This is a genomic window from Pseudomonas sp. KNUC1026 (assembly GCF_021650705.1).
Classification (GTDB): domain Bacteria; phylum Pseudomonadota; class Gammaproteobacteria; order Pseudomonadales; family Pseudomonadaceae; genus Aquipseudomonas.
The window spans coordinates 209,978-232,415 of the sequence record NZ_CP087138.1 but is presented as its reverse complement, the minus strand read 5'-3'; the positions used below and the strand labels follow the sequence as shown (position 1 = coordinate 232,415).

17 protein-coding genes are annotated in these 22,438 nt (G+C 56.2%); 4 read left to right on the top strand and 13 right to left on the bottom strand.

Annotated features, from left to right (window positions below):
* Positions 1-88: 88 nt before the first annotated feature.
* The 4 genes from LN139_RS00790 to LN139_RS00775 form a co-directional block, all read right to left on the bottom strand.
* Positions 89-3,124, bottom strand: a complete 3,036-nt coding sequence (locus LN139_RS00790; RefSeq protein ID WP_236357961.1) for a DEAD/DEAH box helicase — start codon at positions 3,122-3,124, stop codon at positions 89-91.
* 72 nt (positions 3,125-3,196) lie between these two features.
* The gene (locus LN139_RS00785; RefSeq protein ID WP_236357959.1) at positions 3,197-3,691 is read right to left on the bottom strand and encodes a hypothetical protein; all 495 of its coding nucleotides are present in this window, start codon (positions 3,689-3,691) and stop codon (positions 3,197-3,199) included.
* Between the two features lie 14 nt (positions 3,692-3,705).
* Complete coding sequence (locus LN139_RS00780) at positions 3,706-4,206, bottom strand: hypothetical protein (RefSeq protein WP_236357957.1); 501 nt, start codon at positions 4,204-4,206, stop codon at positions 3,706-3,708.
* Positions 4,207-4,218: 12 nt separating this feature from the next.
* Positions 4,219-5,616: a hypothetical protein gene (locus LN139_RS00775; protein WP_236357955.1), complete on the bottom strand. Its 1,398-nt coding sequence runs from the start codon at positions 5,614-5,616 to the stop codon at positions 4,219-4,221.
* Positions 5,617-6,396: 780 nt separating this feature from the next.
* On the opposite strand from LN139_RS00775, the gene LN139_RS00770 reads away from it, so the two are divergent.
* The 4 genes from LN139_RS00770 to LN139_RS00755 all read left to right on the top strand — a co-directional run bounded on the left by LN139_RS00770 (position 6,397) and on the right by LN139_RS00755 (position 9,850).
* Positions 6,397-6,726 (top strand): complement resistance protein TraT, encoded by a 330-nt coding sequence (locus LN139_RS00770; protein ID WP_236357954.1) that lies wholly within the window; start codon positions 6,397-6,399, stop codon positions 6,724-6,726.
* A gap of 90 nt (positions 6,727-6,816) precedes the next feature.
* Positions 6,817-7,785, top strand: coding sequence for a DUF932 domain-containing protein (locus tag LN139_RS00765; RefSeq protein ID WP_236357952.1), 969 nt, complete (start codon positions 6,817-6,819; stop codon positions 7,783-7,785).
* 78 nt (positions 7,786-7,863) lie between these two features.
* The gene (locus LN139_RS00760; RefSeq protein ID WP_236357950.1) at positions 7,864-8,865 is read left to right on the top strand and encodes a YqaJ viral recombinase family nuclease; all 1,002 of its coding nucleotides are present in this window, start codon (positions 7,864-7,866) and stop codon (positions 8,863-8,865) included.
* A gap of 88 nt (positions 8,866-8,953) precedes the next feature.
* Positions 8,954-9,850, top strand: coding sequence for a recombination directionality factor (locus LN139_RS00755; RefSeq protein WP_236357948.1), 897 nt, complete (start codon positions 8,954-8,956; stop codon positions 9,848-9,850).
* A 313-nt stretch (positions 9,851-10,163) separates the two neighbouring features.
* Here the strand turns inward: LN139_RS00755 and LN139_RS00750 are convergent, their stop codons facing one another.
* The 9 genes from LN139_RS00750 to LN139_RS25045 form a co-directional block, all read right to left on the bottom strand.
* On the bottom strand, positions 10,164-11,738 hold the full coding sequence (locus LN139_RS00750; RefSeq protein ID WP_236357945.1) for an ATP-binding protein: 1,575 nt from the start codon (positions 11,736-11,738) through the stop codon (positions 10,164-10,166).
* Positions 11,731-15,699: an N-6 DNA methylase gene (locus tag LN139_RS00745; protein WP_236357944.1), complete on the bottom strand. Its 3,969-nt coding sequence runs from the start codon at positions 15,697-15,699 to the stop codon at positions 11,731-11,733. The genes LN139_RS00750 and LN139_RS00745 overlap by 8 nt, the downstream gene beginning before the upstream one ends.
* A 5-nt stretch (positions 15,700-15,704) precedes the next feature.
* Positions 15,705-16,907: a restriction endonuclease subunit S gene (locus LN139_RS00740; protein ID WP_236357942.1), complete on the bottom strand. Its 1,203-nt coding sequence runs from the start codon at positions 16,905-16,907 to the stop codon at positions 15,705-15,707.
* Positions 16,904-17,716, bottom strand: a complete 813-nt coding sequence (locus LN139_RS24610; protein WP_268944801.1) for an HsdM family class I SAM-dependent methyltransferase — start codon at positions 17,714-17,716, stop codon at positions 16,904-16,906. Before LN139_RS24610 ends, LN139_RS00740 begins: the two co-directional genes overlap by 4 nt.
* On the bottom strand, positions 17,713-18,384 hold the full coding sequence (locus tag LN139_RS24605) for an N-6 DNA methylase (protein ID WP_268944800.1): 672 nt from the start codon (positions 18,382-18,384) through the stop codon (positions 17,713-17,715). The genes LN139_RS24610 and LN139_RS24605 overlap by 4 nt, the downstream gene beginning before the upstream one ends.
* A gap of 34 nt (positions 18,385-18,418) precedes the next feature.
* Positions 18,419-20,215 (bottom strand): DEAD/DEAH box helicase family protein, encoded by a 1,797-nt coding sequence (locus LN139_RS00730; RefSeq protein ID WP_236360193.1) that lies wholly within the window; start codon positions 20,213-20,215, stop codon positions 18,419-18,421.
* Complete coding sequence (locus LN139_RS00725) at positions 20,101-20,709, bottom strand: type I restriction endonuclease (RefSeq protein ID WP_236357940.1); 609 nt, start codon at positions 20,707-20,709, stop codon at positions 20,101-20,103. The genes LN139_RS00730 and LN139_RS00725 overlap by 115 nt, the downstream gene beginning before the upstream one ends.
* A gap of 86 nt (positions 20,710-20,795) precedes the next feature.
* Positions 20,796-21,218: a helix-turn-helix domain-containing protein gene (locus tag LN139_RS00720; RefSeq protein WP_236360191.1), complete on the bottom strand. Its 423-nt coding sequence runs from the start codon at positions 21,216-21,218 to the stop codon at positions 20,796-20,798.
* Positions 21,212-22,324 (bottom strand): sigma-54 factor interaction domain-containing protein, encoded by a 1,113-nt coding sequence (locus LN139_RS25045; RefSeq protein ID WP_329610992.1) that lies wholly within the window; start codon positions 22,322-22,324, stop codon positions 21,212-21,214. Before LN139_RS25045 ends, LN139_RS00720 begins: the two co-directional genes overlap by 7 nt.
* Positions 22,325-22,438: the final 114 nt, after the last annotated feature.

Sequence of the window (22,438 nt, the reverse complement as noted above, 5' to 3'; positions counted from 1 at the left end):
TCGCACGCCCCACAAGGTCGAACGAATTGACTGGAGCCTTTGCTGTTGCTGAAGCGGTGTGAGATCCCTTGGAAATGAAATAAGTCGCCTAAGCCGTTGCGCTCGGAAATACCGCCGGCACTAGGTCTTTGTGAAATTTTGCCTCAGCGGGCAGTGAAATGACTTTCAAGCTTTTCTTTGCTCGCCCCACCGCGACCAGCTCCGCAACTGGGCCTTGACCATCGCCTGCCAGGCAATCCAGGTGACCTAGGATAATGACTGAATCACGAGCCCTTGATAGCGCCACATTCAGGCGATGGCGATCCAGAAGAAACTGAGTGTCTCCGCTTGCGCGGGTCATCAGCAGAATCACCATGTCGGCTTCTCCGCCCTGTACGGCATCAACAGTCGCAACAGACAATTCGAATGCGTATTGCTTGCCTTCCGTATCTTGGGTGACGATTTCCAGCTGCCCCTTGTAAGGGCACACAATCAATAGCTTCAAGGGAGTTTTTGTTGCTCTCACCTTTTTGTGCAGCGCATTCAGCAGTTGGTAGAGCGCAGCGCGCTCGGTGGAGTTAACCAGCGATGAAGGAGAATCTCCTGTACCTGCCTTCTTGTGCCGATAGTTCTGCATCTTGGAAAAGTCTACAAATAATGCGCGGGCAGCCGTCAGCGCCCAGGTACCACCCTTGCGGTGCGATCGCAGTTGGTCTTCATAAAATAGCGCGCTGACCAAGTCACCGATATCTTCATGCATTCGGTACTGTACGGTCAGCATTCCCTTGGCCTGTGGTTCCAACCCTTCATACAATTCCTGGAAGAAATTTTTTCGCAGTAGGGTTTCCACCTCCGCCAGAGGCAATGTATAGCCAATGCGCTCATCCAACACATCGGTAGTCACCGTGGGTGGCAGCTGGTTGTGATCCCCAACAAGGACTATCCGCCGAGCAATGGCAGCCGGGATCATTAGCTCGGCAGCAAAGGCTTTGCCTGCTTCATCCACGATCACCCAATCGAAAGGTTCCTTAATCAAAGCAAAGTCAGTACGCGCCATCCCTGTGCAGGTGGCACCGTGGATCAACTTGTCGCGGAACGTCCAGCGACTTGCCGCTTCGCGCCCCTTGCGAGACTTCAGGAGGGACAACCAAGTATCGTGCAGCTGGGGATTGATTTGCGCATCTCCTGCGCTCAGTGCATCGATTTTGATTTGATGCCAGTTGGCTTCAAGCGCTTCACTGATCTTGTCCTCCTTACCGTAGCGAACCGTGACAGGCCTTAAGTACTCTGCGGCCTTGAGTAGATCTTCAATCAGCTTAGTTACCGCTACGTGAGTAGGGCCGGTGATCAGTATGCGTGGCCAGAGATGTGGTGCTTGTTCTGGAAACAGGGTTTTGAGCCACTGCACCAAGGTGGTGGTCTTCCCAGCCCCCGGGGGTCCCCAGACTGCCAGTACGGGCTCTTTTGACGCCAAGATTTGGAGTACTGCTTCCTGTCCCAGATTCGACGTCTCGACGGGCTCAGGGTCAAGTGTAAAGATCGCACTGTGCACCGAAGGCGCTACAAAATCGCCGGAAATCGCCTTTTCAAGTGCTTTGGAGAGCGTTTCCTTTTGACTGCCTTCCCTGACTAGTTCAAGCCTAAACAAATCGAAGGGGTTGATCTCAGCTTCATTCACCCGTTTATGCGTGGCCAGCGTAAATTCGCAGATACCAAGCTGGGGATCTAGAAGCTTGAACGATTGCAAAGACCATACTCGATCTCGTCCGACGGCCCGCAAACGAGGTGCACCTTGCTCGCTCAGTGCAGTTTTCAACCAGTTGGGAATGCCTTGCGAGCTCAGCAGACCTGTCACTTTGCGTCCATTCTCCTCGACCTTGCCGGGAAGAAAACCACAGCTTGCGCTCTGCTCCAAGTAAAGCTGCTGCTCACGGTACACCAATGACAGCTTGCGTAAATGCAAGGCGACTTCTCGCTGACGGGCAGCGTTTCGCTGGCCAAGCCGCTCTTCATTCAAGGCACACACGAAAGACTGGAAGCGATTGCGTTTGGTCAATTCGTCATCCTCACTCCCTATCAAAATAGGGGAAAGGGCGACGTAGCTGCGTAAAACGTCTTCAGGCGACTCACTATCCTCTAGCACATGCAGCAATCGAAAACATCGCTGTTGAGCATCGGTTTCGGTGACCAAGGCATAGCGCCCCAGCTGAAAGACGAGACGGCCGTCATCGTTCTCATAAATATGCCAAGGCCTGTCCTGGATTGCCGGTGTCTGAAAATAGCCCCACATGTTTTGGATCAGCGCTATCTGATCATCTTTGACGCCAAGCGCGACCGGCCACCAGTACTCCTCGAGCCCTGATATGCGGGGGTGCAATCTCACAAGCAAATTTTGGGACTGCGAGTCGCCGAGTACGTCAGTGAGTGTCCAACCGTCAGCGAATACCTGCAGCTCCATGCCGGGTTTTATCCATTGCCCTTCCTGTCTGCCAAGTGGCAAACGCAGGATGACATCATCCATCTGCAGTTGGGCTTCATTGTTGTCCAGGCGCACGACGGTGCCTGTCAGCGTCTCGCCACCGCTTGCTGTCGCCGCGTCCAAGAGTTTCACCTTGTCGCTGCCAATGCGGGCGAAGCGTGTCTCATGGTCAACTGCGTAAAAGACCCCTCGGCCATCAAAGACTTCAGACTCGATGATGTAATTTTGAAGGCGTCCAGGTAAACCCTGTGGCAGCGAAACCACTGCGCCCTCACAGGGATAATCCGCCGGCATTTCGAGCCAGGCAACGGTCGGCAACTGCGCCGGCACCTCGCCATACAAGGTACGAATGTATTGTGCTGTGGATTGGAGATAGGCGCGCTCAGCAGTGATGCGGCCGCGGGCAAGCTCGATTTCAAGCATCATCCGACGAAAATTGGCGGATTCACGAGCGCCGAACTGATTTCTCAATATGTACCTTGCACGAGCGTGTGCCCGCTCCAGCTCGCTGGCGATTTCCACGCGCATCGCCAGCTCACTTTCAAACATCTTCACGAGTTGAATCAGGTACGGACGAATAAGGGCAGCACTTTTGCGTTCATGCATCGCGTGAATGGCGGCCAGTTCAGCCTCCAACGCTTCAATCTCGGTGTTAACGTCGTCCAAGCGCTTCCCATTCCACCAACTTATGGCTGTGGAGGTTAAGGTGATGCCCGCCAGCAATAGCATGAACATTAATTAGCGTTTCCCTGGCTGGACCAAGTCGACCATACGACCGACCATGACCTCAATGCTTGCCCGAATCTGCCGTTGATGGTCGTCGTCGATCAACGAAGGATCCATGACCGCTTCGAGTTTCTCGAAGGCTTTCAGAACCGGCGTGAGGACACTGTCGACCTGGTTCAATCGCAGGAGCTCAGGCGCCGTTTGTGCTTTGACTTTTTCGAGGTCTGCCTGAGCTTTCTGCACTTCTTTTTCAGCTAACTTGACGCGTTGCTTCCACTCAGTAGACGTTTTTTTCAATTCGACAGCTGATTGCAGCACACCAACCAGGTCGCGAAGCAGCCCAATGCCTTCAGTCAGCACTTGGGCGCGATCTCCACTAAACGCGGTTTCACGCTTGATTTGCTCCTGCAATGTTTTTTCCTTGGCAAGGTCAAGGGCATCGCTCGACTTGCTGACCGCGCTGGGTTTGGCAAGGCTGGCCGGCAGTTTGAATCGCTCATTGGACATGGCTAAGACTCCGTTCAATTAACACTGGTATTGAAATATTCCGCACTGCGGCGCAGCCCTTGGTCTGCTTCCATCAAACGCTCAAACGCCGAGTCAAATGACCGAGCATCTGGCAAATCGCTGCTCCTTATCAACGACAACTCATCCAAACAATGACGTGTCAGTTGCACGCATTGAAGCGTCATCCGTCCCACCACCTGGCGAACCTTTACTGCTTGTTCCATTTCTTTTCGAGCCAGGTCAATGTCTTGGGCCAGCGCTGCACGCTCAAGCTCGAGACGCTTTTCTTCTTGGGGTATCAAAGCTTTTAGACCGTCTCGGTGCGCACGGGCTTGGCGCAATTTCAAGTAAGAGTCGATAGCTCCCAATACTGCGGATGCTGCTTCGATGCTCATCAAAACCGGATTGGCACCGGCCGACGCTTTTTTCAGGCCCTCTTTAATGCCATGTCGGCTGGCGGCGGAGATGAAGGTCTTTGTAAAGTAGAACGCATGCCTTGGTATCTGAGTGCTCATAATTTTTCCATTTCAAAGCTGTACCCAACACCATGTACCAGTGCCTGCCTTTGCCACACGCTGGGCGATGTCAGGAGACATGTATTGAGTGAAGTCCTCCTCACACACATCAGCGTCTTGGGCTTTGATGCGACCATCCCGTGGCGCCCATACGGTGCGGGTTGCGGGCTCCCAGAAGAGTGGTTGCCCTGCTTCCAGATAACGAACCATAAGCAACGCGTCGCACCCTTTCTCTCTGGGCGCAGGCCTGAACGGTGGTTTTCCAACTGGTTGAAAGTTTTTCCACAGGCCTGCAAGCACCCAATGCAACGGCACATCAAGTTCCAGGGCTCTCCAGTTTGGGGTTTGAGACAAGAACACGCGAACGTGGGGATTTCGGAGCATGGCAATCAGTTGCTCGCCTTGCGCCTCGCTGATTTGAGCGCGCATCAGCAAATTATCCGGCAGTTCGCTGCCCCTTAAACGCATGAAGCGCTTCTGCTGTTTATGGCTGAATACGGGCGCTGGAAGATGGCGAGGGTATGTTTGAGCCACTGCATGATTTGGGTGAATTTGCTGATCGGCAGGTGCTGCGCTTGCAAACAATCCACCGACGCCAGCGTCATTGAGCAGTTTTGAGGTGGCCACGCCTGCCAACAATCGTTCGCCCGAGCGCCTGATGATTTGTCCCTCTACCAGGTCTTCCTCGACAAGCAACTCAACGATGTCTTGGACTGAAATCAACGGCAAGCCAGTCAGCTCGGCAATTTCATTGACGTTCAATTGTTGACCCAGTGCTTCAAGGACAAAAAGCCCTACGGCATCACAACGTCGGGGCACCCGGGCAAATGTGCGCACCTGAAATTCCATCGCTTTAAAATACAACGTGATGCACGGTGACTCTGGTCGCAGCGAGCAAGCCTTGATGCTTGCGGTAACACGCCCCTTGCGGGCACGTTTGTCAGTGAGCCAATTCTCCTCAAGCAGAAGATTGCTGATCTGCACGTTGTGCTCTTGAGCGATATTCAGAGCTTCAGAAGGATGATCAATCCAGCTCCAACTGATCTCGGCCAATGGTACCCAGAGGCGCAGTTGTCCGGCCATCAGCCAGGCGCCTCGATCATCAAAACGCTCTACCTGCGCCTTCACGATAGTGCCTGGTTGCAAATTGCTCAAAGCATTGCGTAGCCGAGCCTCAGCTAGCGCATGGACACTCCCCTTCCAGCCCTTTTCATCAAGGCTGGTTAATACGAACTCCAGGTGGTCGCCCACGCTAAATAGGCTTACTGGGTTTTCGACCTTGGCGTTTGTGCTCAACAATTCATGCTGAGGAATCAAGACAGATGTGTCCTGATACTTTACGAGCACAGATTTTGGCAAAATTTTTACCACGCTGCCTGCGACAATCCTTCCGCAATTCTCTCGACCCATCGGCGCACTCGTTTCTCTAGCTGGACGAGAGGACGTAGCCGTCCGACTCGAGCGCTCCGACCGAGAATTACGTTCTGAAGGAGAAGGCTCAAGCACGCTCAGCAGGCGTGAAAGAAAATCAAGCAATCCAGCATCTCCATCCATTGATAGGCTGTTTAATAGCGCCGTTAACATCATGTTTAGGACTGCCCATGAGTGTTTTGCACTCAGGCTTTTTGGGGCCCATGGCAATACCACCGGCCAAGATTGGGTTGTGCCTAGTGGGTTGCAGTAAAACGTAAAGACAGTCGCACACTACATGGAGCACCACTGGCTTGGCATGACGATAATCTTATCCCCCTCCTCCCTGCAGAATCCGCGAATTCGCTAAAGTCCTTACGATGGAGGCTTTATGCCACGCCCATCCCCATTGGAAGGTAATACCTCAGGTGCCGAACGGCAAGAGGGTGGCTAGGCCGAGTACTCGCTATGAGCCGCAATGAAATAAACGTAAGGAAGTGGTGCGCCCGCCAGCAGCGTCGCCACCTCACAGCCTCAAAAAAATGCAGTACCTACCTAGCCACAAGAAGGAGCAAGTGCTCGGAATAGTCACCCGTATTGGTTGTTTGCAGCTCTTCGTGACAGACAGCTATCGGCTAAGGCCCCTAGATCAGACGTCCAGTTTTGGCCGACTGTTGCCCGTTATGCCATTGGTTTCGCTGCTGAAAAGCGGCCATTCGATTCGAGAAAATCTCAATCACACATTACCGCAATGACATCACCACGCAGGAGGTTCGTCCCATGTCATTGCAGTGCCCCAAATGTCACTCCCCAAAAGTCGCTTCCTTCCATCACGCCATGAAAGTCGGCGCGACCATCGGCACCGTGGGCGGTGTTGCGCGTGGCGTCAGCGCGGCTCTAGCTGGTGGCCAGACCGGCGCAGCCATCGGCGCTATCGCCGGACCGGTCGGCATTACCCTCGGCTCCGTATCGGGTGCCATCCTCAGCGGTCTGGCCGGCGGTGTCGGTGGCTGTGCACTCGGCGCTCAGCTCGGTGAATCACTCGACCGCCACGTCCTGGCCCACAACCTCTGCCTGCTCTGCGGTCATCGCTTCAACCTGCCGGCCTGATTGGCCCTCTCTCCTTCCGTTTATTCGTCCGGACAGTGCTGCGCCGTGCGCAGCGCTTTGTGCCGGCCTGCACCCAAAGGAATCGTTCACATGACACATCTCGTCGAAACCATGGCCTACGCTGGCGCTACTCCCTGGCACGGCCTTGGCAATCAACTCACCCAGAAACAGCCCATCGAAATCTGGCAACGCGAAGCCGGCATGGCCTGGCAGATCCTGGAAAGCCCCGTGCATTTCAAGTCGGATGCCATCGGCCACCTGGGAGCTATCCATTCTTTTCCAGAGCAGAAGGTGCTCTATCGCTCCGACACCAAGGCACCGCTATCGGTAGTCTCTCAGCGCTACCACACGGTGCAACCTCGAGAAGTGTTGGAGTTTTATCGCGACCTCACCGAGGTTTCCGGCTACGAGTTGGAAACGGCCGGAGTACTCAAGAGCGGGCGCAAGTTCTGGGCGCTGGCGCGTACCGGGCAAGGCGTTGCTCTCAAGGGCAACGACCAGGTGAATGGCTACTTGCTGCTGGCTACCTCCTGCGACGGTACCCTGGCCACGACAGCAACGCCGACCACTGTTCGCGTGGTATGCAATAACACCTTGACCATCGCCTTGGACGGCACCAGCCGCGCGATAAAAGTGCCGCACAACACGCGCTTCGATTCAACGGTGGTGAAGAAACAGCTCGGAATCGCCGTCTCGCAATGGGACGATTTTATGTACCGCATGCGTGCACTGGCCGAGCGCAAAGTGCAGTGGCATGAGGTGCTGGGCTTCTTTATGAGCGTGCTGTGCGAGACCAACCCGACCGGCGCGCTGCCAGAGGTACTGCCCAACGAGCGTGCACTGCGCAAAGTCCAGGAGCTGTACGAGGGTCGGGGCCGGGGCAGCCAACTCGACTCGGCACGCGGCACCGCTTGGGGCCTACTCAACTCCGTGACCGAGTTTGTTGATCACGAACGTCGTGCACGCAGCACCGAGTACCGCATGGACTCGGCGTGGTTCGGCCAGGGCGCGCAGATCAAGCAACGTGCCTTAGACACCGCTCTACAACTGGTCGCCTGACCGCTTACCTACCCACCCAATAACGCCCGATCAGCCTAATTGCTGATCGGGCGTTTCTTTTTCCGCAAGGTGAACACCATGACAGCTACTCCGTTGAGCAGCAACAGCAGGCCGCGCCCGGCGCTGCGCTTGATCAGTACCAATGAACTACCGCGTGAAGACTGGTTGGTGGTGCGCAAGCAGGGCATCGGCAGTTCTGATGCAGGCGCGGCCGTTGGCCTAAATCCCTATAAGTCGCAGCTAGAACTATGGATGGAGAAAACCGGGCGTGACACCACTTTACCCAAGGCCGATCCGCACGATGAAGAAAGCCCGATGTACTGGGGCATCGTGCTGGAGCCGGTCGTGGCCTGGCATTACAGCAAGCGCACGAAGAATAAGGTGCGGCGCATCAACGCCGTGCTGCAGCACCCTGATCCTGAGCTGCCCTGGATGCTGGCCAACATCGACCGCGAGGTGATCGGTGCTGACGATGTGCAGATCCTTGAGTGCAAGACAGCCGGCATAAACGGCGCACGCCTCTGGAAAGAAGGCGTGCCCGAGTATGTGCAACTGCAGGTAATGCATCAGCTCGCAGTCACCGGCAAGCAAGCTGCGGATGTCGCGGTACTACTGGGCGGCCAGACGCTGGAGATCCACCGCATCGAACGGGACGAGCAGATGATTGCTCGCCTGATCGAACTAGAGCGCAAATTCTGGCATTACGTGGAGACCGACACGCCTCCACCCGCTGATGGCTCAGCCTCGGCTGATATGGCCCTGCGTGCGCTCTATCCGGAGGACAACGGCCAGACCGTCGACTTCAGTGGCCGCGCCGGTTTGGCAGCGGCCTACCTGGAGCTCAAGGCGGTGCGCCAATCCATAAGCGAGAAGGAAACCCGCGAGGCGCAGCTCAAGCAGATGCTGCAACAGGCCATGGGTGATGCCACCCGCGCGGAGTTCAGCCACGGCTTTATCAGCTGGAAGAAAGCCAAGGACAGCAACGTGTTCGACGTGGATCGCATGCTCCAAGAAAAGCCCTACTTGCAGGTGCGCTACACCAAGCTCAAGCAAGGCAGCCGGCGCTTCCTGGTCGGCTGATTTTCCAAACTCAACCATGCCCTCCCTTGGCCAGTCCATGCAGCTAACGCTGCGTGGCTGGGCTTTTTTCGTTTGCAGGAGAACCACCATGCTCAAAGGTCTGGCTATTACCCCGCCGGTTCTCGGACGGATTTCTATTGGTAAGGTCATCGAGAAAAACGGCAAACGTCTGCCGGAAAAGGATGATCAATTCACCATCACTTCACAGGTGCAAGGCAAGGACGGCTGGCTGCTGCACCCACTCAATAATGAGCTGCGTAAAAACCAGAACGACAAACTACGTAGCATCCCGGTGCGCCTGCTGTTCAACGAACCGGAACTTAACTTCCGTGCTGACTACACGATATTTGATCGGCAGTCTGGCAGGCCGTTATGCGTGGGCAATGGAGAGACCTGCAAGCGGGTCACTCAAGACGGAATGCAGTCATTGCCATGCCCGTCGCCGGATGCCTGCCCACTGGCTAAGGGTGGTGCTTGCAAGCCCTATGGCCGGCTGAACGTACTAATCGGTGATGACGATCCGTTGGGCAGTTTCGTGTTTCGTACCACTGTTTTTAACAGCATCCGCACCCTGGCTGCTCGCCTGCATTACTTCCAGGCCATTTCCGGAAATCGGCTGGCCTGCTTACCGCTGGAGCTACGCCTGCGTGGCAAGTCGACCTGGCAGAGCCATGGCACGCCGATCTTTTATGTTGATCTCATCATGCGTAGCGGACTGAACATTGAGGAAGCATTACTGGCTGCCCAGCAATTGGAGCAAGCACGCCAATACGCGGGCTTCGACCAGGCTTCATTGGACCGCGTGGCTCGACATGGGCTTGGTAATGGAGCCTTCGAAGAAAGCGAAGAAGATAGCAGCGCCGTGATCGAGGAATTTTATTCGAGTGCAGATGCGGAAACTGATACTGCCCAGGAAGAGGAGCTGCAATCGGCATCCAACTCACTCGCTGGCAAGCTGGAAGCGCTCGCCTCGTCCGTCAACTGAATCCTTACCTGCCTAGCCTAAACACATAGGGCTGGGCAACCTACCTCAGGGACCCTTTATGGCGCTACTTCGATTTCTGCTCTGCTTATTTATCCTCATTGGTGCAATTGCTGCGTCAGGAGCGCTGGTGTTTAGCATTGTGCTGATTCTGCGTTTCCCGCCACTGCTGGTCGTTGTGCTACTTGCGCTTTGGATACTAAGACACATGCTCAGGCTGCAGCACACATCAAACCAAAACACTCACCACCTTTGAGTCTCAATTCAACCGACTAAAAATGTAGGGAGGGCTAATGCCCTCCCTACATTTTTCTTTTTATGCGTTCAATGGCAACTCACGAGCGAGTGCAGCAGACAGTTCAACACAAAGATGAAGGACCGCGTACGCCATGCCCGGATCGATCGGCGCTCCTTCTTGGTGTTGTCCGAAGTTTCCAAAAGCGTGCACCGCATTCATCAAGACAAAGGTTCCCTTCGTGATGTGCTTTGCACACCTAGCACTCTTTTCTGTGCCTGTCATGAGGTTGAGCAGACGGACACGATGAACTCCCTGCGGGAAAGTAGTCTCCCACTCATCGAGCCGACGCTCATCATTTCGTTTCCAAACCGCCATCCACTCAGATGGAATACGCCTGCCTGGTGTCTCAGCTTTCCAAATCAGCTCAAACGCCTGGTTCACGATGCCGCGCACGTTGCTCAAGAATATATCAGGGTGGTCTGGCAGCTCCTCTGTGCCGCGTTCTAGATAGCGCTTCAACGTTGGATCGATGTCACCGAGCTGTCCGATCCGGCGCTCCAGCACCCCTTTTAGATTCTTCCGATAGGCATCATCCGTCCCGAACAAACGAACGAGTGAGCTGCCCTCGTGCGGCTGTTCCTCAAGGTAACGCACAAGCAGCCGACTGGGTCTCTGCAGCTTGTTTGCCACGATTTGCACGAACCCACGATCAGTCAGCGTCTCTGTATCTGAGGCAACGATGCCAGCCCGTACGACAGAGCTTTCATCTAGAACGCGTCGCAGGAGATCCTGAGAAGAAGGGGGGCAGTCGGTCCAGAGAGCATCCAGCTTGTCAGAAATCGTTGGGAATGCACTCTCACAGGCAGCCTGCATGGCTACTGCACTCACATCCCCCGGCCCACAAGACTCGCATACGGTGTTGAGTACACCCAGCATTAGTACCGGGAAGCCATTGCTCGCATTCCAAAGCTCTGTATGGGCACCCGCAGCAAGCTGCCACTCCGGAATCTTTTCCAAAACAGCCGCCAAGTCGTTCTCATCGAAGCATCCCACACGCACCGGATTTGGCACGAAGATATTCCAGAAATCGCTCGTCTGAGCCTCTGGATTGCGAATCAGATCGCGCAATGTGCGCCGACTGGCAGTGACCAATCTGAGGCTGGGTTTAAGCGCCAGTTCCCGCAGTTGATCCCATAGGTTGCGCGTCAGTTGCCCATTGGATAGCGGCTTATCAAAGCCATCCATGATTATTAGTACTTTGACGCCCTCATCCTTCAGTATATCCAGCACCTCAGCGATGTCCTGGTAAGGGTTGTCCTGAGACGCCTTGAGATGATTGGCATAGTCGGTGTGGCTGCCCCTTAATGCTGCAGAGAGCTCGCTCGCCAATCGTTGCATGAAGAGTGCATCAGTCCCAGGCGTCTGATGACCTAAGTCCCATAGCAGGACAGCCGAGTAGGGTGACCCTGCCTGACGCAAGCGGGCAGCCAACTCATGCAGAAGCACTGTTTTGCCTGCAAACCTTGGCCCGACCACTTGAAGATGATCCGGAGTCGCCTTGGTCAGCGCGCCCATCATTTTTTGCAGAATGGCCCCTCGTCCGAGCATCGGTGGTACAGAAGTGCCCAATATAGGGAATTGAGTGTCAGGCATTTTCTTCCTCCGCTTCCGTGCGCGCGCGGCTGGCCACCACGTCTGCATCGTGTTGTTGTTCTATCCAGTCCGTCATCAGCGGGATGGCCAAGCGATATTCACCATCGCCGATTTCGCCTGAGAACTCGATAAGCTCCAGCTCACGTAGATAACTCAGATCGGCATCAAGCGCTTCATCGTTGACGTCCACGCCGGCTTGAGCCAATTGCTCGTGTAAGGTGCCAAAACCGATGTGCGTTCCCTGTTTGAAGCTCAGCGCACACAGCAGCAAGATCAACTGCCGGCGATGGCGGCCCGTCTTGAGTCCCTGGGCTGAGTAATCCCACAAGCTGGCGAAGTGCTCGTTGTCCCGCACTAACGCATGCGCTGCGTCATTAACGACACTCACGGTGATTGACCGGCTCTTAGTCTGAACCGCGTAGTCGAACACACGGTTGCACAGACACTGCATCAGGTAAGGATGGCGCGCAGTGACCTCGATCACCCGTTCAATGGCCTCCTGGGAGAAGGCCAACTGATCACGCACAGGCTCGGTGACCACTTTGCGTGCGCTCTCCATATCGAGTGTCGTCACCGGGATACTCGTTCCCAGTCCGTACAGCGCTGACCAATATTCTTCGCGTAGCCGCTTCAGGCGGCGTGATCCGGTCAGGATCGCCGAGAATCTCGGGTAGGTCTGGATGAGGAAGCGGATGTTCTCTGGTACCTGAGGGGAGGTCACCCCGTTGTCGATGCCCTCCTGCAGCTTGTCGAACTCATCGAGCATCAAAACCAGGCCAAGCCCCAAGTGCTCCAGAACGGTCAGCACCAGCTCCAGATACTCACGGAATTCGGTAAACGGTGACTCGTCACCGATGCCCTCGCGGCAGGCTCGCGCCACGCCCAACGCAGGTTTCCCGGCTGCAAGCGTCTGGCCATTGGGCAATGGTACATCGATGCCCAATTTGGTTAGCGCCGTAGCGATGCTGCGGGCGATCTCACGGAAAACTTCGGCCGTCGGAACACCCACGACTTGAGCAGCGCCTTCAGCCCCTTGCAGACTGGCATACACCGCCAACCAACCTGGGATCGCTAAACACCCTTCAAGATGCTTGAGGATCGAAGTCTTGCCGGCCCGACGATTACCTTCAAGCAGTACCACATTTCCATGGGTCGCGATTTGACGGGTGATCTTACCGAGCAGCTCGTCGCGGCCGTAGAAAACGCTATGACCATGTTGAGGCTCCAGCGGGCTGCCGGTCACATAGGGGCTTCCGCCCAGTTCGGCGGGCACAGTGTTGGCCACTAGCTCGGGCTCGGCCACGCGGATGACCAATTCAATTTCCCCATCGACTTCCTGCCCCGACAAGGCTCGTGCCCGCCATATCAGGCGCAGCGTCAGATCGCCAACTTGCTTGGAAACGTCCCCTCGCAGATTGATCGCGAACGCACCCCGCTCTGCGAGATACGGTAGCTCGACGATGCCCCAATCCGGCTGAGTTTCCACACGCACATTACGCAGCGGCAAGGCCCCGGGATTTTCCAGCTCCGCGGTAAACTCGGCGAAGCTACCCGCCACCAGTGATTCCGGCGAGGTACGCACCTGCAGTCCATTCGAATCGATCAGGTCTGCAATCGCAGCGCGCAACCACTCCCGCAGACGCTCGCTAACGGCACGCGCCTGCGATTCAGAGGGTAGGTGGCCGGTGGTCTGCTCTAGCGTGGCTTGCACTCCTCGCTCAGCATCCTGCAATACATTTAACAGCCCAGGGCCTTGTGGAATCTGAGTGACGCCCGCTAGAGGAAGCAGTGCCTGGTTCAGCGGCGTTAGCCAACGTCCAGCCTGGCTGCTGACCTGCTCATGAGCCACCCAGTTCCTGGCCCTACTGACCAAGGCGACGATGGGTTCGAAGTGACTGAGTGCTGGCGTGTCGTCTAGGCCACCTGAAAATTTGGGAACCTTGCCATCTAGCTCCGCCAACCATGCGGTGAGGCGATCTGATTCACTGCTCCCCGTTGCCTGGGACAGAAACGCAAGTGCATCAGTGCCAAACTCGCGGAACTGCGCAGCAGCACGCGCCTGCATCTGCAGTGGAGGCAGCGGCACCGGCAAGCCATCAAGTACAGCTCGGTTGAGGTGTTGAATCACTGCTCCACGTGACTGAGCGGCAAGCCAGTTCTGACAAGCAGGACTGGCGAGATAAGCCAACAAAAAACCCGCATCGAGCCGCTCCTGATCAGTCCGCAGCACGTAGAGACCGTTAGCCGCGATAGCACCCACAGCACCGTTGCGCACCAAGGCTGTCTTTCCGATGGTGCCGGATTTAGATACCAGCACGTCACCCGGCAGCAAGGCCCAACGCTGTTCAACGCTGACCAGATCCGGGCGCAGCCAACTCGTGCTGCGTCCAACCTTTCCTTGACTGAGGTCTTTGATCCGGACATAGCCCACCGCTCGCTCACTTGGGGGCTCCCCCAACAGATCAGCAGATTTAATGGATCGCCCGGCTGTAATTTGAGCCACTTCGGCGAGCGAAACCACTGCGCCGGCTTCGCCCAAGGCTTCTTTGAGGCTGGCCAGCAAGTCATCAAGCCCCCCCTTCTCACGACGGCGTGGGCTGAGATCCCATTCCGCAGCTTCAAGCTCACTGCTACTGAGCTCCCAAGAGAGGCGGCTGATCATGCCCCTATCCGAAGTGTTTTCTTCGTGTCCCTTGATTGGCTTTCGAAGCTCGGGACGGCGAAGCTCGCTTGCGAGTTGCTCGGCAACCTCCGCTCGGATCGCCGGAGCCTTGCGGCCAGACCGTGGCTCAAACAAAGTACTGGCATCTGCCATCCGTACCCGGCTAGCACCACCTTGTTTACTGAGCACCAGCAAACTGCCCTTCACACCGGTATATGGAGCAAACGCCCCAGCTGGAAGCCCAATCACGGCCTCAACCTGCCCCTGTTCCAACAGGTAGCGACGCAACTCTCGCTCTGCCCCACCACGAAACAGAAAACCCTCAGGCACAGCTATGACCGCACGCCCTTGAGGTTTTAGCTGCGAAAGCGCGTGCTGAATGAACAAGCCCGTGCTGTCATTTGTCGCAATAGCGAAGTGCTGGTACCGCCACGGCTCGCGGCTGGTCTTAGCGCCGATGGGCGGGTTAGCCAGAACCACATCAAAGCCTTGGCGGCTGGGACTGCTCAACGGCTCTCGCTCCAGGCTATTGCCCAACTCCAGGCGGGGCGCTTCAATACCCGCCAGCAACATCCGCGTCAGGCCGATCAGGAAGGCGCTGGTATTGATTTCAATCCCCGCTACCTCCAGCAAAGCGCCGGGGCGAAGTAGTTCGTTGCGACTGCGCTCGGCCTGCAACCAGGCAGCCACCAAGAAGTTGCCAGAACCAAAGCACGGGTCGTAGATGCGCTCGCCCGGTTGTGGGTTTGCCAGCACTGCAACGAGGCGAGCGATATTGACCGGCGTGGAGTACTGCCCATCGTAAGGATCGCCGGTTTCGGCGATGGCCTGATCGAACAATTCCAGTAGCGCACGGCGCTCGCTCGGAGTATCGAACGGCAGATCGGCCACCCAACGCACGAAGTCGTGCAGATAGGCGAAGTTCACCCTCAGCACGCGGCGTAACGGCTCAGCCAGTGCGTGCAGATAGGCTGCAAGCGGGTGCGCCGCATCGCCGCGCAACCCCTCCACATAATGCGCCAGCTCCCGCAGTCTCTCGGCGATAGCGTAAGGGTGATCCAGCCACACCCAGTGCCGCCACTGCAGCGGTTCGGGCAACAGCGCCTGGTAGGTTCGGTCTTCGAAGACCGCCATCGCTTCCTGCTCGGCATCCTGCAGATCAGCCCAGCGCAGCAGTAAAAAGGCGGCGAACACCTCTCGTATCAGCGACCTGGACTCGCTGGCAGGCATCTCGCTGCGCAGCACATCCAACGCAGCAACCCATTGGGAAGTGGCTTCGCGCAGTTGCTTGTCTTGCACGATGCTCACAGCTCCCCGGCGAAGGCTTTACGCAGGATGGCTTCGCGCACCCCTTCGCTTTCAGACCTTGCCGATATCAGTTCGGTAACGAGCTGGTTGGCCTGCACTTCGCGCTGTTCCATCTGCTCAAGCAAGCGCTCTTGCTCAGCAATAGTCGGCACCGGAAAAGGAATCGAGCGCAAATTCTCTGAATTGATGTTGAACTGTCCGGCGGAAGTACGTCGACGGCTATCGATTTCGGATCGCCCGTTTGTACTGTTCAAGAAATAGGCGAGGTAACGTGGCAACACCTTCGTCTGATCAACGCGAACGCGGATCAGGTACGACGCAAAGCCGTAGGAATGCTCTTGATCCTCTCCATCAAACACTGCACAGCGCCCGACCAAGTCACGGCTGCCGTTGGTTCGGACAAACAGCAGGTCGCCAGTCGAGAGACGAACACGTTCAGCATCAGCATCACTGAGATTGCAATACTTCAGGTCGTCTAAATTCACCGCACCCCGCGCGACGTTCGGGATGCGTAATATCGGCATGCCCATTGGTTCTGTATGACATTTCTGTGAGGTGCCATATCGTGTCTCTATCGCAATCTCGCCGATAGTCATCAGCGTGGCAATGCTGGCCTGCGATGCGAAGACCTCATTCAGCACAGAAGGAAGCACCGCGGCTGCTTCTTGAAATGTTTCCCGCCGCAGCCCGTCGATTTCATCCACCCGCTCCATGCATTCCTTGATGCGGTCGACGATGCGACGCTGTTCATCAAGAGGCGGAACAGGAAGCTCGATCGCCTCCAGCTTGGCCTTGGTGATGTGGCGTAAACCGGCCGCACCATGTGCCAGGTCGATCATTTCTTCGAGGCGACTATTGGTTGCGTAAACGAAATACTCTCGCAAGACTAAGTCTTCCTTAATCTTTACCTTGAAGATGTGCTGATTGACTAGCGCCTCGCCCCGACGCCAAATAAAACAACCAAATGAGGTTCCCGGCGTTCCTGACCAAGAAAGCAGCACGTCGCCTGAATCAATTCTGTGCTTTTCTGCGTACGTGCCAGAGAAGTAGTTGAACGGTTTCGTGGGGTCGTTCAGATTCTGGATACGAACAATTGGGATACCTGCGTTTTCCCATTCTTCAGGTTTGAACGCTCGACCGTTTACATATTCGGCAAGCTCCCCAAGCTTATAAGTTGCCCACGTAGTTGGGAGCGTCATTCAGCACGCTCCAGCAAGGTTTCGAGTTCATCCAGTAGCTCGGTGATTCGGGCTTCCTTGGTCTTGATCGACTGCACCAGCTCCAGTGCAGGCCGATGCTCGTAGTCGTTCACCTTATTCGGGTTCTTGGCCGAGAGGTCGTAGCCCTTGGTCACGATGTCAGCCAGGGGCACTGCCCAGGAGTTGTCCCCCTCCACGCGGCCTTGCCACTTGGCCAGGAAGTCAGGCAGTTGGTTGCCTGCAATCGGCTTGCGCGTCTGCTTGAGTTCGAAGCCGTCATTGGTCAGATCGTAATACCAGACAGACTCCGTGCCCGATCCGTCTTGCGCACGGTCGAAGAAGATCACATTGGTCTTGACGCCGGTATAGGGCAGAAAGCAGCCTGCCGGCAGCGACAAAATGGTGTGCACCTTGAACTGCTCTAGCAGCTCCTTGCGTACCTTCTGATCAGGGCCACCACGGAACAACACACCCTCGGGAATGACCACAGCTGCGCGGCCGCCCTTGGCTAAGTTGGCCATGATTTGCTGCAGGAACAGACACTCCGTGGCGCTGGAGCGAACCCGAAAGTTGGTTTGCAGTTCCTGCGCCATCTTGCCGCCATAGGGCGGGTTAGCAAGGATGACCTGGTACTTGTCCTTCTCGGCAACGTTCTGGCTGTGCACTTCAAGCGTGTTGGCCAGCTCGAGATTGGCACCCTCGATGCCGTGCAGAATCATGTTCATCGAACCCAGCAGATAGGTCAGCGGCTTGAGCTCCAGACCGAAGAAGGTCTTATGCTGTAACTCATCAAGCTGATTGCCGCTCATGGTGCTGTGGTGACGCAAATAGTCGGCCGCTTCCCCAAGAAACCGGCAGTGCCGAAGCAGGGGTCGTACACACGCTCGCCGGGTTGCGGCTGAACCACTTGCACCATGGCACGGATGATGTGGCGCTGGGTGTAGAACTCGCCAGCGTAGCCGGCTGAGTCGGCCGCCACGCGCTTAAGCAAGTCTTCATAGATTTCCGACAGCACGATGACGTCGGTCTCGCTGGAGAAGTGCAGCCTATCGACCTGCTGCACGACCTTGGCAAAGCTCACGCCCCGGCGACTGTAATTGCGCACGTTGTCAAAGATGCGACGGAAGCGCTGGGCCAGCGCATCATTGCCCAGGCCTATGGCCGGATCGGGGCTGGTGAGTTTGATCCACAGCTTGCCATCGACAAACTCGAGCATGTCGTCGGGGTGGTCGGTGTCCTTTGCCCAATGGCTCCAGGCGTAATTTCCCGTCAGACGGCGCTCGTAGGGCATGTCGTCGAAGGCGGCCTCTTCCTCCTTGCGTGTTTCGGTTTCGTCGAAGGCCTTGAGAAAGAAGAGCCAGGCAAGCTGCTCCACGTAGTTACGGGCATCCACCCCCTCAGCATTAAGCTGATCACAGGCGTTTTTGACGATCTGCTGCACTTCCTGGCGGCGGTGATCGGTGTTGTTCTTGGTCATGTAGATTCCTGTTGTTCTTCTAGGTCCGGTCGCATCAGGCGGCCATGGACACGTAAAGGCGTTGCTTCACCAGTTCGAGGTCGGCCTTGAGCAGGGCTGGACCGCCATAACGCTGGGTAAGGGTGGTAAAGCTGCCGAACTGTTCGGCGAACTGCGGGGCACTGTAGGTGCGTGCCTGCTCGAGGTCATCAATGCCGAAAAGGCGGTAATGGTCTAGTGCTGTTTGCCAGAGATGGGTTTTAAAGCGCTGACTCTCGGGTAGCGCAGCTTCGCCCATCTGGTTTAACAGCCAAAACTGATCTTCATCCCACAGCCTGTTGGCACGGTCCGCACGATTGGGCACGCGGGGCAGCTGAAAGCCAATCTTGGCTAGAACATCGACGTCGTCGGCGTCAGGTAGGTCCAGGTAATGCCGGAAAGCAGACGGGTAAATGTCGCGGTCGCGCAAGGCTTCACGCAGCTCCTGTCGGCTGCCTTTGTCGATCCAGATGCGCAACAACTCATCCATACCCTTGTGACTGACGTCGAGGATAAACTCGCGGGACTGCTCGGTATATTCCTCGAACGGCACCTTGCGCCCATCAGCTAGACACACATAGCGGTTCTCGGTGGAGATCACCACCGAAACACCATTACCCACAGGCTTAGGGGTACTGTCGTCGCCCTTTTTCTTTGGTTTGCTGCTGGTGGAGACAGCCTTCTGCCGATTCGCAGGGTGGCCGTCAAACTCAGCATCCTCAAGCTGGCTAGCGCCGGAATAGTCGAAGATGGTGAAGTAGCGCTTGTTAATGTCCTCGCACAGCCGGGTACCGCGGCCCTTCATCTGCTTGTAGAGGATGGCGCTGCGCAACGGGCGTACAAAGACAACGTTCTTCACATCGGGCGCATCAAAGCCCGTGGTGAGAAGATCCACCGTGACAGCCACGCGTGGGTTGCTGGGCCCCACTACAGCGAAGTTTCGCTCGAGCTGGTGGCTGTTGCGCTCAGCCCTGGTGATGCGAGCTGCGTAGTCGGCGCTACCCGAAAGGCGGCGCAGCTCCTGTGCCATAAAGGCGGCATGGGTATCGTCCACGCAGAAGATGATGGTTTTCTCATCGCGCAGATCGTACTTACCCAGCACCTCCCAGAGGTCTTCGGCAATGGCTTTTGTGCGGTCCGGCATGCGGATGTCGCGCTCGAAGTTGGCAGTGGTGTAGCGCTTGCCGTCGGAGCCGGTGTAGCCCTCTTCATCGATGTTGGTGATGCGCTCTTCAAGCAGATAGGGCACCAGGAAGCCATCTTCGATGGCCTGCTTGAGACTGTAGGTAAAGACTGGATCGCCGAAATAGTGCTGCGTGTCGCGGCGCTTCTCTTCTGCGGTCAGCGAACGGTCGCCCTCTTCGAGCTCGCGCGGGGTAGCTGTCAGGCCCAACTGCAACGCGCTGCCGAAATGTTTGAGTACACCGAACCAGTCCCCAAAGCCCGAGCGGTGGCATTCGTCGATCACGACTAGATCGAAGAAGTCGGAGTCGTAGTGTTCATAAACTTTCTTGCCATCCAGCTCCTCATCGAGACTCTGGTAATTTGCAAAGAAGACCTTGCCGACCAAGTGCTGGCCCTGAGCAACGGTATCCTTGTCGATCTGCACGCGCTCCGACGCCGAGAAGGCCGAGAAAGCGCGATAGGCTTGGTCTTTGAGGCTGTTGCGATCGGTCAGGAACAGCACATGTTCGCGCTTCAGCGACTTGCCGTTGAGCAGCTTCCAAATGAGCTGAAAAATGGTGAAAGTCTTGCCCGTGCCGGTTGCCATAAGCAACAACACACGGTCGTCACCCAGGGCGAACTGCCACAACGCCTTATTGATTGCGATATCTTGATACGGACGCACGCCTTTGCGTGAAACCTGATCCATGTGGTAACCAGCGGCGAACGCGCCTTCCCAGCGGGACCAGTCAACTGCGCCCCCGAACGGGCAATGAGTTCTTCAGCCGACGGTGGAGCGTTCAGCGACTCGAACTTGCCGGTTTCGTTGTCAGTCAGAATCCAGTCGTTGCCGTTCGAGGCAATCGAGAAGCGCAGAGATAGGCGACGGGCGTAGCGCGAAGCCTGCTGCATGCCGTCGGCCGCACTTACGGTTTCGGATTTAGCCTCCAGAATCGCCAAAGGTACGCCTTTGAAGCGCAGTAGGTAATCCGCGATGATCGACTGTGTTTCGTCGTACATCGCATCGCCAGTGAGGTTGACCCGTCCCGGCCCGATCCGCAGTTGTTCCTGCCATGACCAACCCAGCGCTGCCAGTTGAGGCTCGATCAGTTCCTTGCAGGTCAGTCGTTCGTTGCGTGCCATTCCGGTTGCCTTACTTATTAATTCTTGGTTTCGGCCTTGGCCATAATAAAAGTTGTTATACACACCTTAAGCAGAACGCGTGCCAATTATCTAGCCCCATACTTTTGAAGCCAGTTACTGAGGGTCTGGTAACTGCCTAGGCCCAAAAGTCGACAAGCTTCAGACTTATTGCCATGGGCTTGCGCCATGGCGCGCTCTAGGTAGTGACGCGCCACGTCCGCCATCAGATCTGGCAAAGAAATACCTTGTTCCAGCGGGCGCCCCGGCGCCGAGTCGCCTTTGGGCAGAACAGTCATAACCAGCGAAGCAGCGACGTCTTCGCCGGTAATTTTGTCACCCGAGGCCCAAATGCTGGCCCGAAGTAGAGTGTTATGCAGTTCGCGCACATTACCCGGCCATGGATGACCAATCAGAATATTCCTTGCAGAAGCATCTATTTTTTTATGCTTATAGCCTGGCTGTGATGATGCCTCGGCATTGATAGCAGCCAACATGGAATCGATCAGCAAACCAAGATCACCTTCGCGCTCACGAAGCGGGGGAGCAGCAGAACACCAACTGCGAGTCGATGGAAAAGATCTTCTCGAAAGCGCCCTACCTGAATCTCTGAAGGCAAAACACGATTGGTCGCCGCAATGATGCGAACATTGATGGGTTTCGGATTCGCGGCACCAACACGCGTAACCTCACGCTCCTGCAACACCCGAAGCAGCCGAACCTGGGACGCCAGGGGCAATTCACCAATCTCATCCAAGAACAGCGTGCCACCATCGGCAGACTCAAAGTAGCCGGCACGTGCAGTCGCCGCTCCAGTGAACGCTCCTTTTTCATGCCCGAAAAGCTCCGCATCCACCAGTTCTTGCGGGATAGCACCACAATTGATGGCAATGAACGGCTGAGTGCTACGATTACTTGCCTGATGGATAGCTCTAGCAAATAGCTCCTTGCCAGTTCCTGACTCGCCCTGAATAAGCACTGGCACGTCGCGTAACGCCAGCCGGTGGGCCATGGCAACAGTGCGATTCATAGCTGCGCATCGATGGATGATGGCAGTGAAAGCTGGGGATTCTGGTGGCAGGCCTTGCATGAGCCTCGTCAGTACATCATCGGCCCTTTTAGCGAGGGGAACAAACTCAGCCGATAACTCAAACGGGATGCAGACTTCCTTGACCCCCTGCTCCTTGGAGGACTCGATCAATCGGGCTGGGTAGCGGGTCTTGGCAAGCAGAATCCAGATAGACGCCATGGCTGGCGTACCAGGACTCAGGTGATAGGTTGGATCTGCTCCAGGGCGCTCTCGGCATACCAACTCAGCGACTTGAGACGCCGCACGATAAATCGCTTCGTGATTAGTGGGACTGGGCAGCTCAAACAAATGCAAGGTCACGCCGACTCCCGTCTGCCTCTTCAGCCACTTCACATAAGCGCTTGAAGCAGACGCCCCATGATCAGACAGCAGGTGCACCTCATCAAAGGACAAGGCGTTGATGGCACCAAGCACCGGCCCTTCGCCTGTAAGATCTCGGGCCTCAGATGAGCGTAAATCGGCATTTCCCAACCATGCCAGCAAAATCGACATATCCCATAACACTTCATCTGATTGCACAATTTTCATTATACCCTGCGGTTAAGCTCCAGAGCAGGATATTCCCTTGCACGATGTAGCCAGGGGCAGCAGAGCTAGACAAAGTGGATTGGTGGCCAGGATATTGAAACACGTACATCCTTA

Bases quoted from the DNA above. Each gene is read 5' to 3' on its own strand.
- LN139_RS00785 (WP_236357959.1), bottom strand. From the start codon at position 3,691: ATGTCCAATGAGCGATTCAAACTGCCGGCCAGCCTTGCCAAACCCAGC.
- LN139_RS00780 (WP_236357957.1), bottom strand. From the start codon at position 4,206: ATGAGCACTCAGATACCAAGGCATGCGTTCTACTTTACAAAGACCTTC.
- LN139_RS00775 (WP_236357955.1), bottom strand. From the start codon at position 5,616: ATGGGTCGAGAGAATTGCGGAAGGATTGTCGCAGGCAGCGTGGTAAAA.
- LN139_RS00770 (WP_236357954.1), top strand. From the start codon at position 6,397: ATGTCATTGCAGTGCCCCAAATGTCACTCCCCAAAAGTCGCTTCCTTC.
- LN139_RS00765 (WP_236357952.1), top strand. From the start codon at position 6,817: ATGACACATCTCGTCGAAACCATGGCCTACGCTGGCGCTACTCCCTGG.
- LN139_RS00760 (WP_236357950.1), top strand. From the start codon at position 7,864: ATGACAGCTACTCCGTTGAGCAGCAACAGCAGGCCGCGCCCGGCGCTG.
- LN139_RS00755 (WP_236357948.1), top strand. From the start codon at position 8,954: ATGCTCAAAGGTCTGGCTATTACCCCGCCGGTTCTCGGACGGATTTCT.
- LN139_RS00750 (WP_236357945.1), bottom strand. From the start codon at position 11,738: ATGCCTGACACTCAATTCCCTATATTGGGCACTTCTGTACCACCGATG.
- LN139_RS00740 (WP_236357942.1), bottom strand. From the start codon at position 16,907: ATGACGCTCCCAACTACGTGGGCAACTTATAAGCTTGGGGAGCTTGCC.
- LN139_RS24610 (WP_268944801.1), bottom strand. From the start codon at position 17,716: ATGAGCGGCAATCAGCTTGATGAGTTACAGCATAAGACCTTCTTCGGT.
- LN139_RS24605 (WP_268944800.1), bottom strand. From the start codon at position 18,384: ATGACCAAGAACAACACCGATCACCGCCGCCAGGAAGTGCAGCAGATC.
- LN139_RS00725 (WP_236357940.1), bottom strand. From the start codon at position 20,709: ATGGCACGCAACGAACGACTGACCTGCAAGGAACTGATCGAGCCTCAA.
- LN139_RS25045 (WP_329610992.1), bottom strand. From the start codon at position 22,324: ATGAAAATTGTGCAATCAGATGAAGTGTTATGGGATATGTCGATTTTG.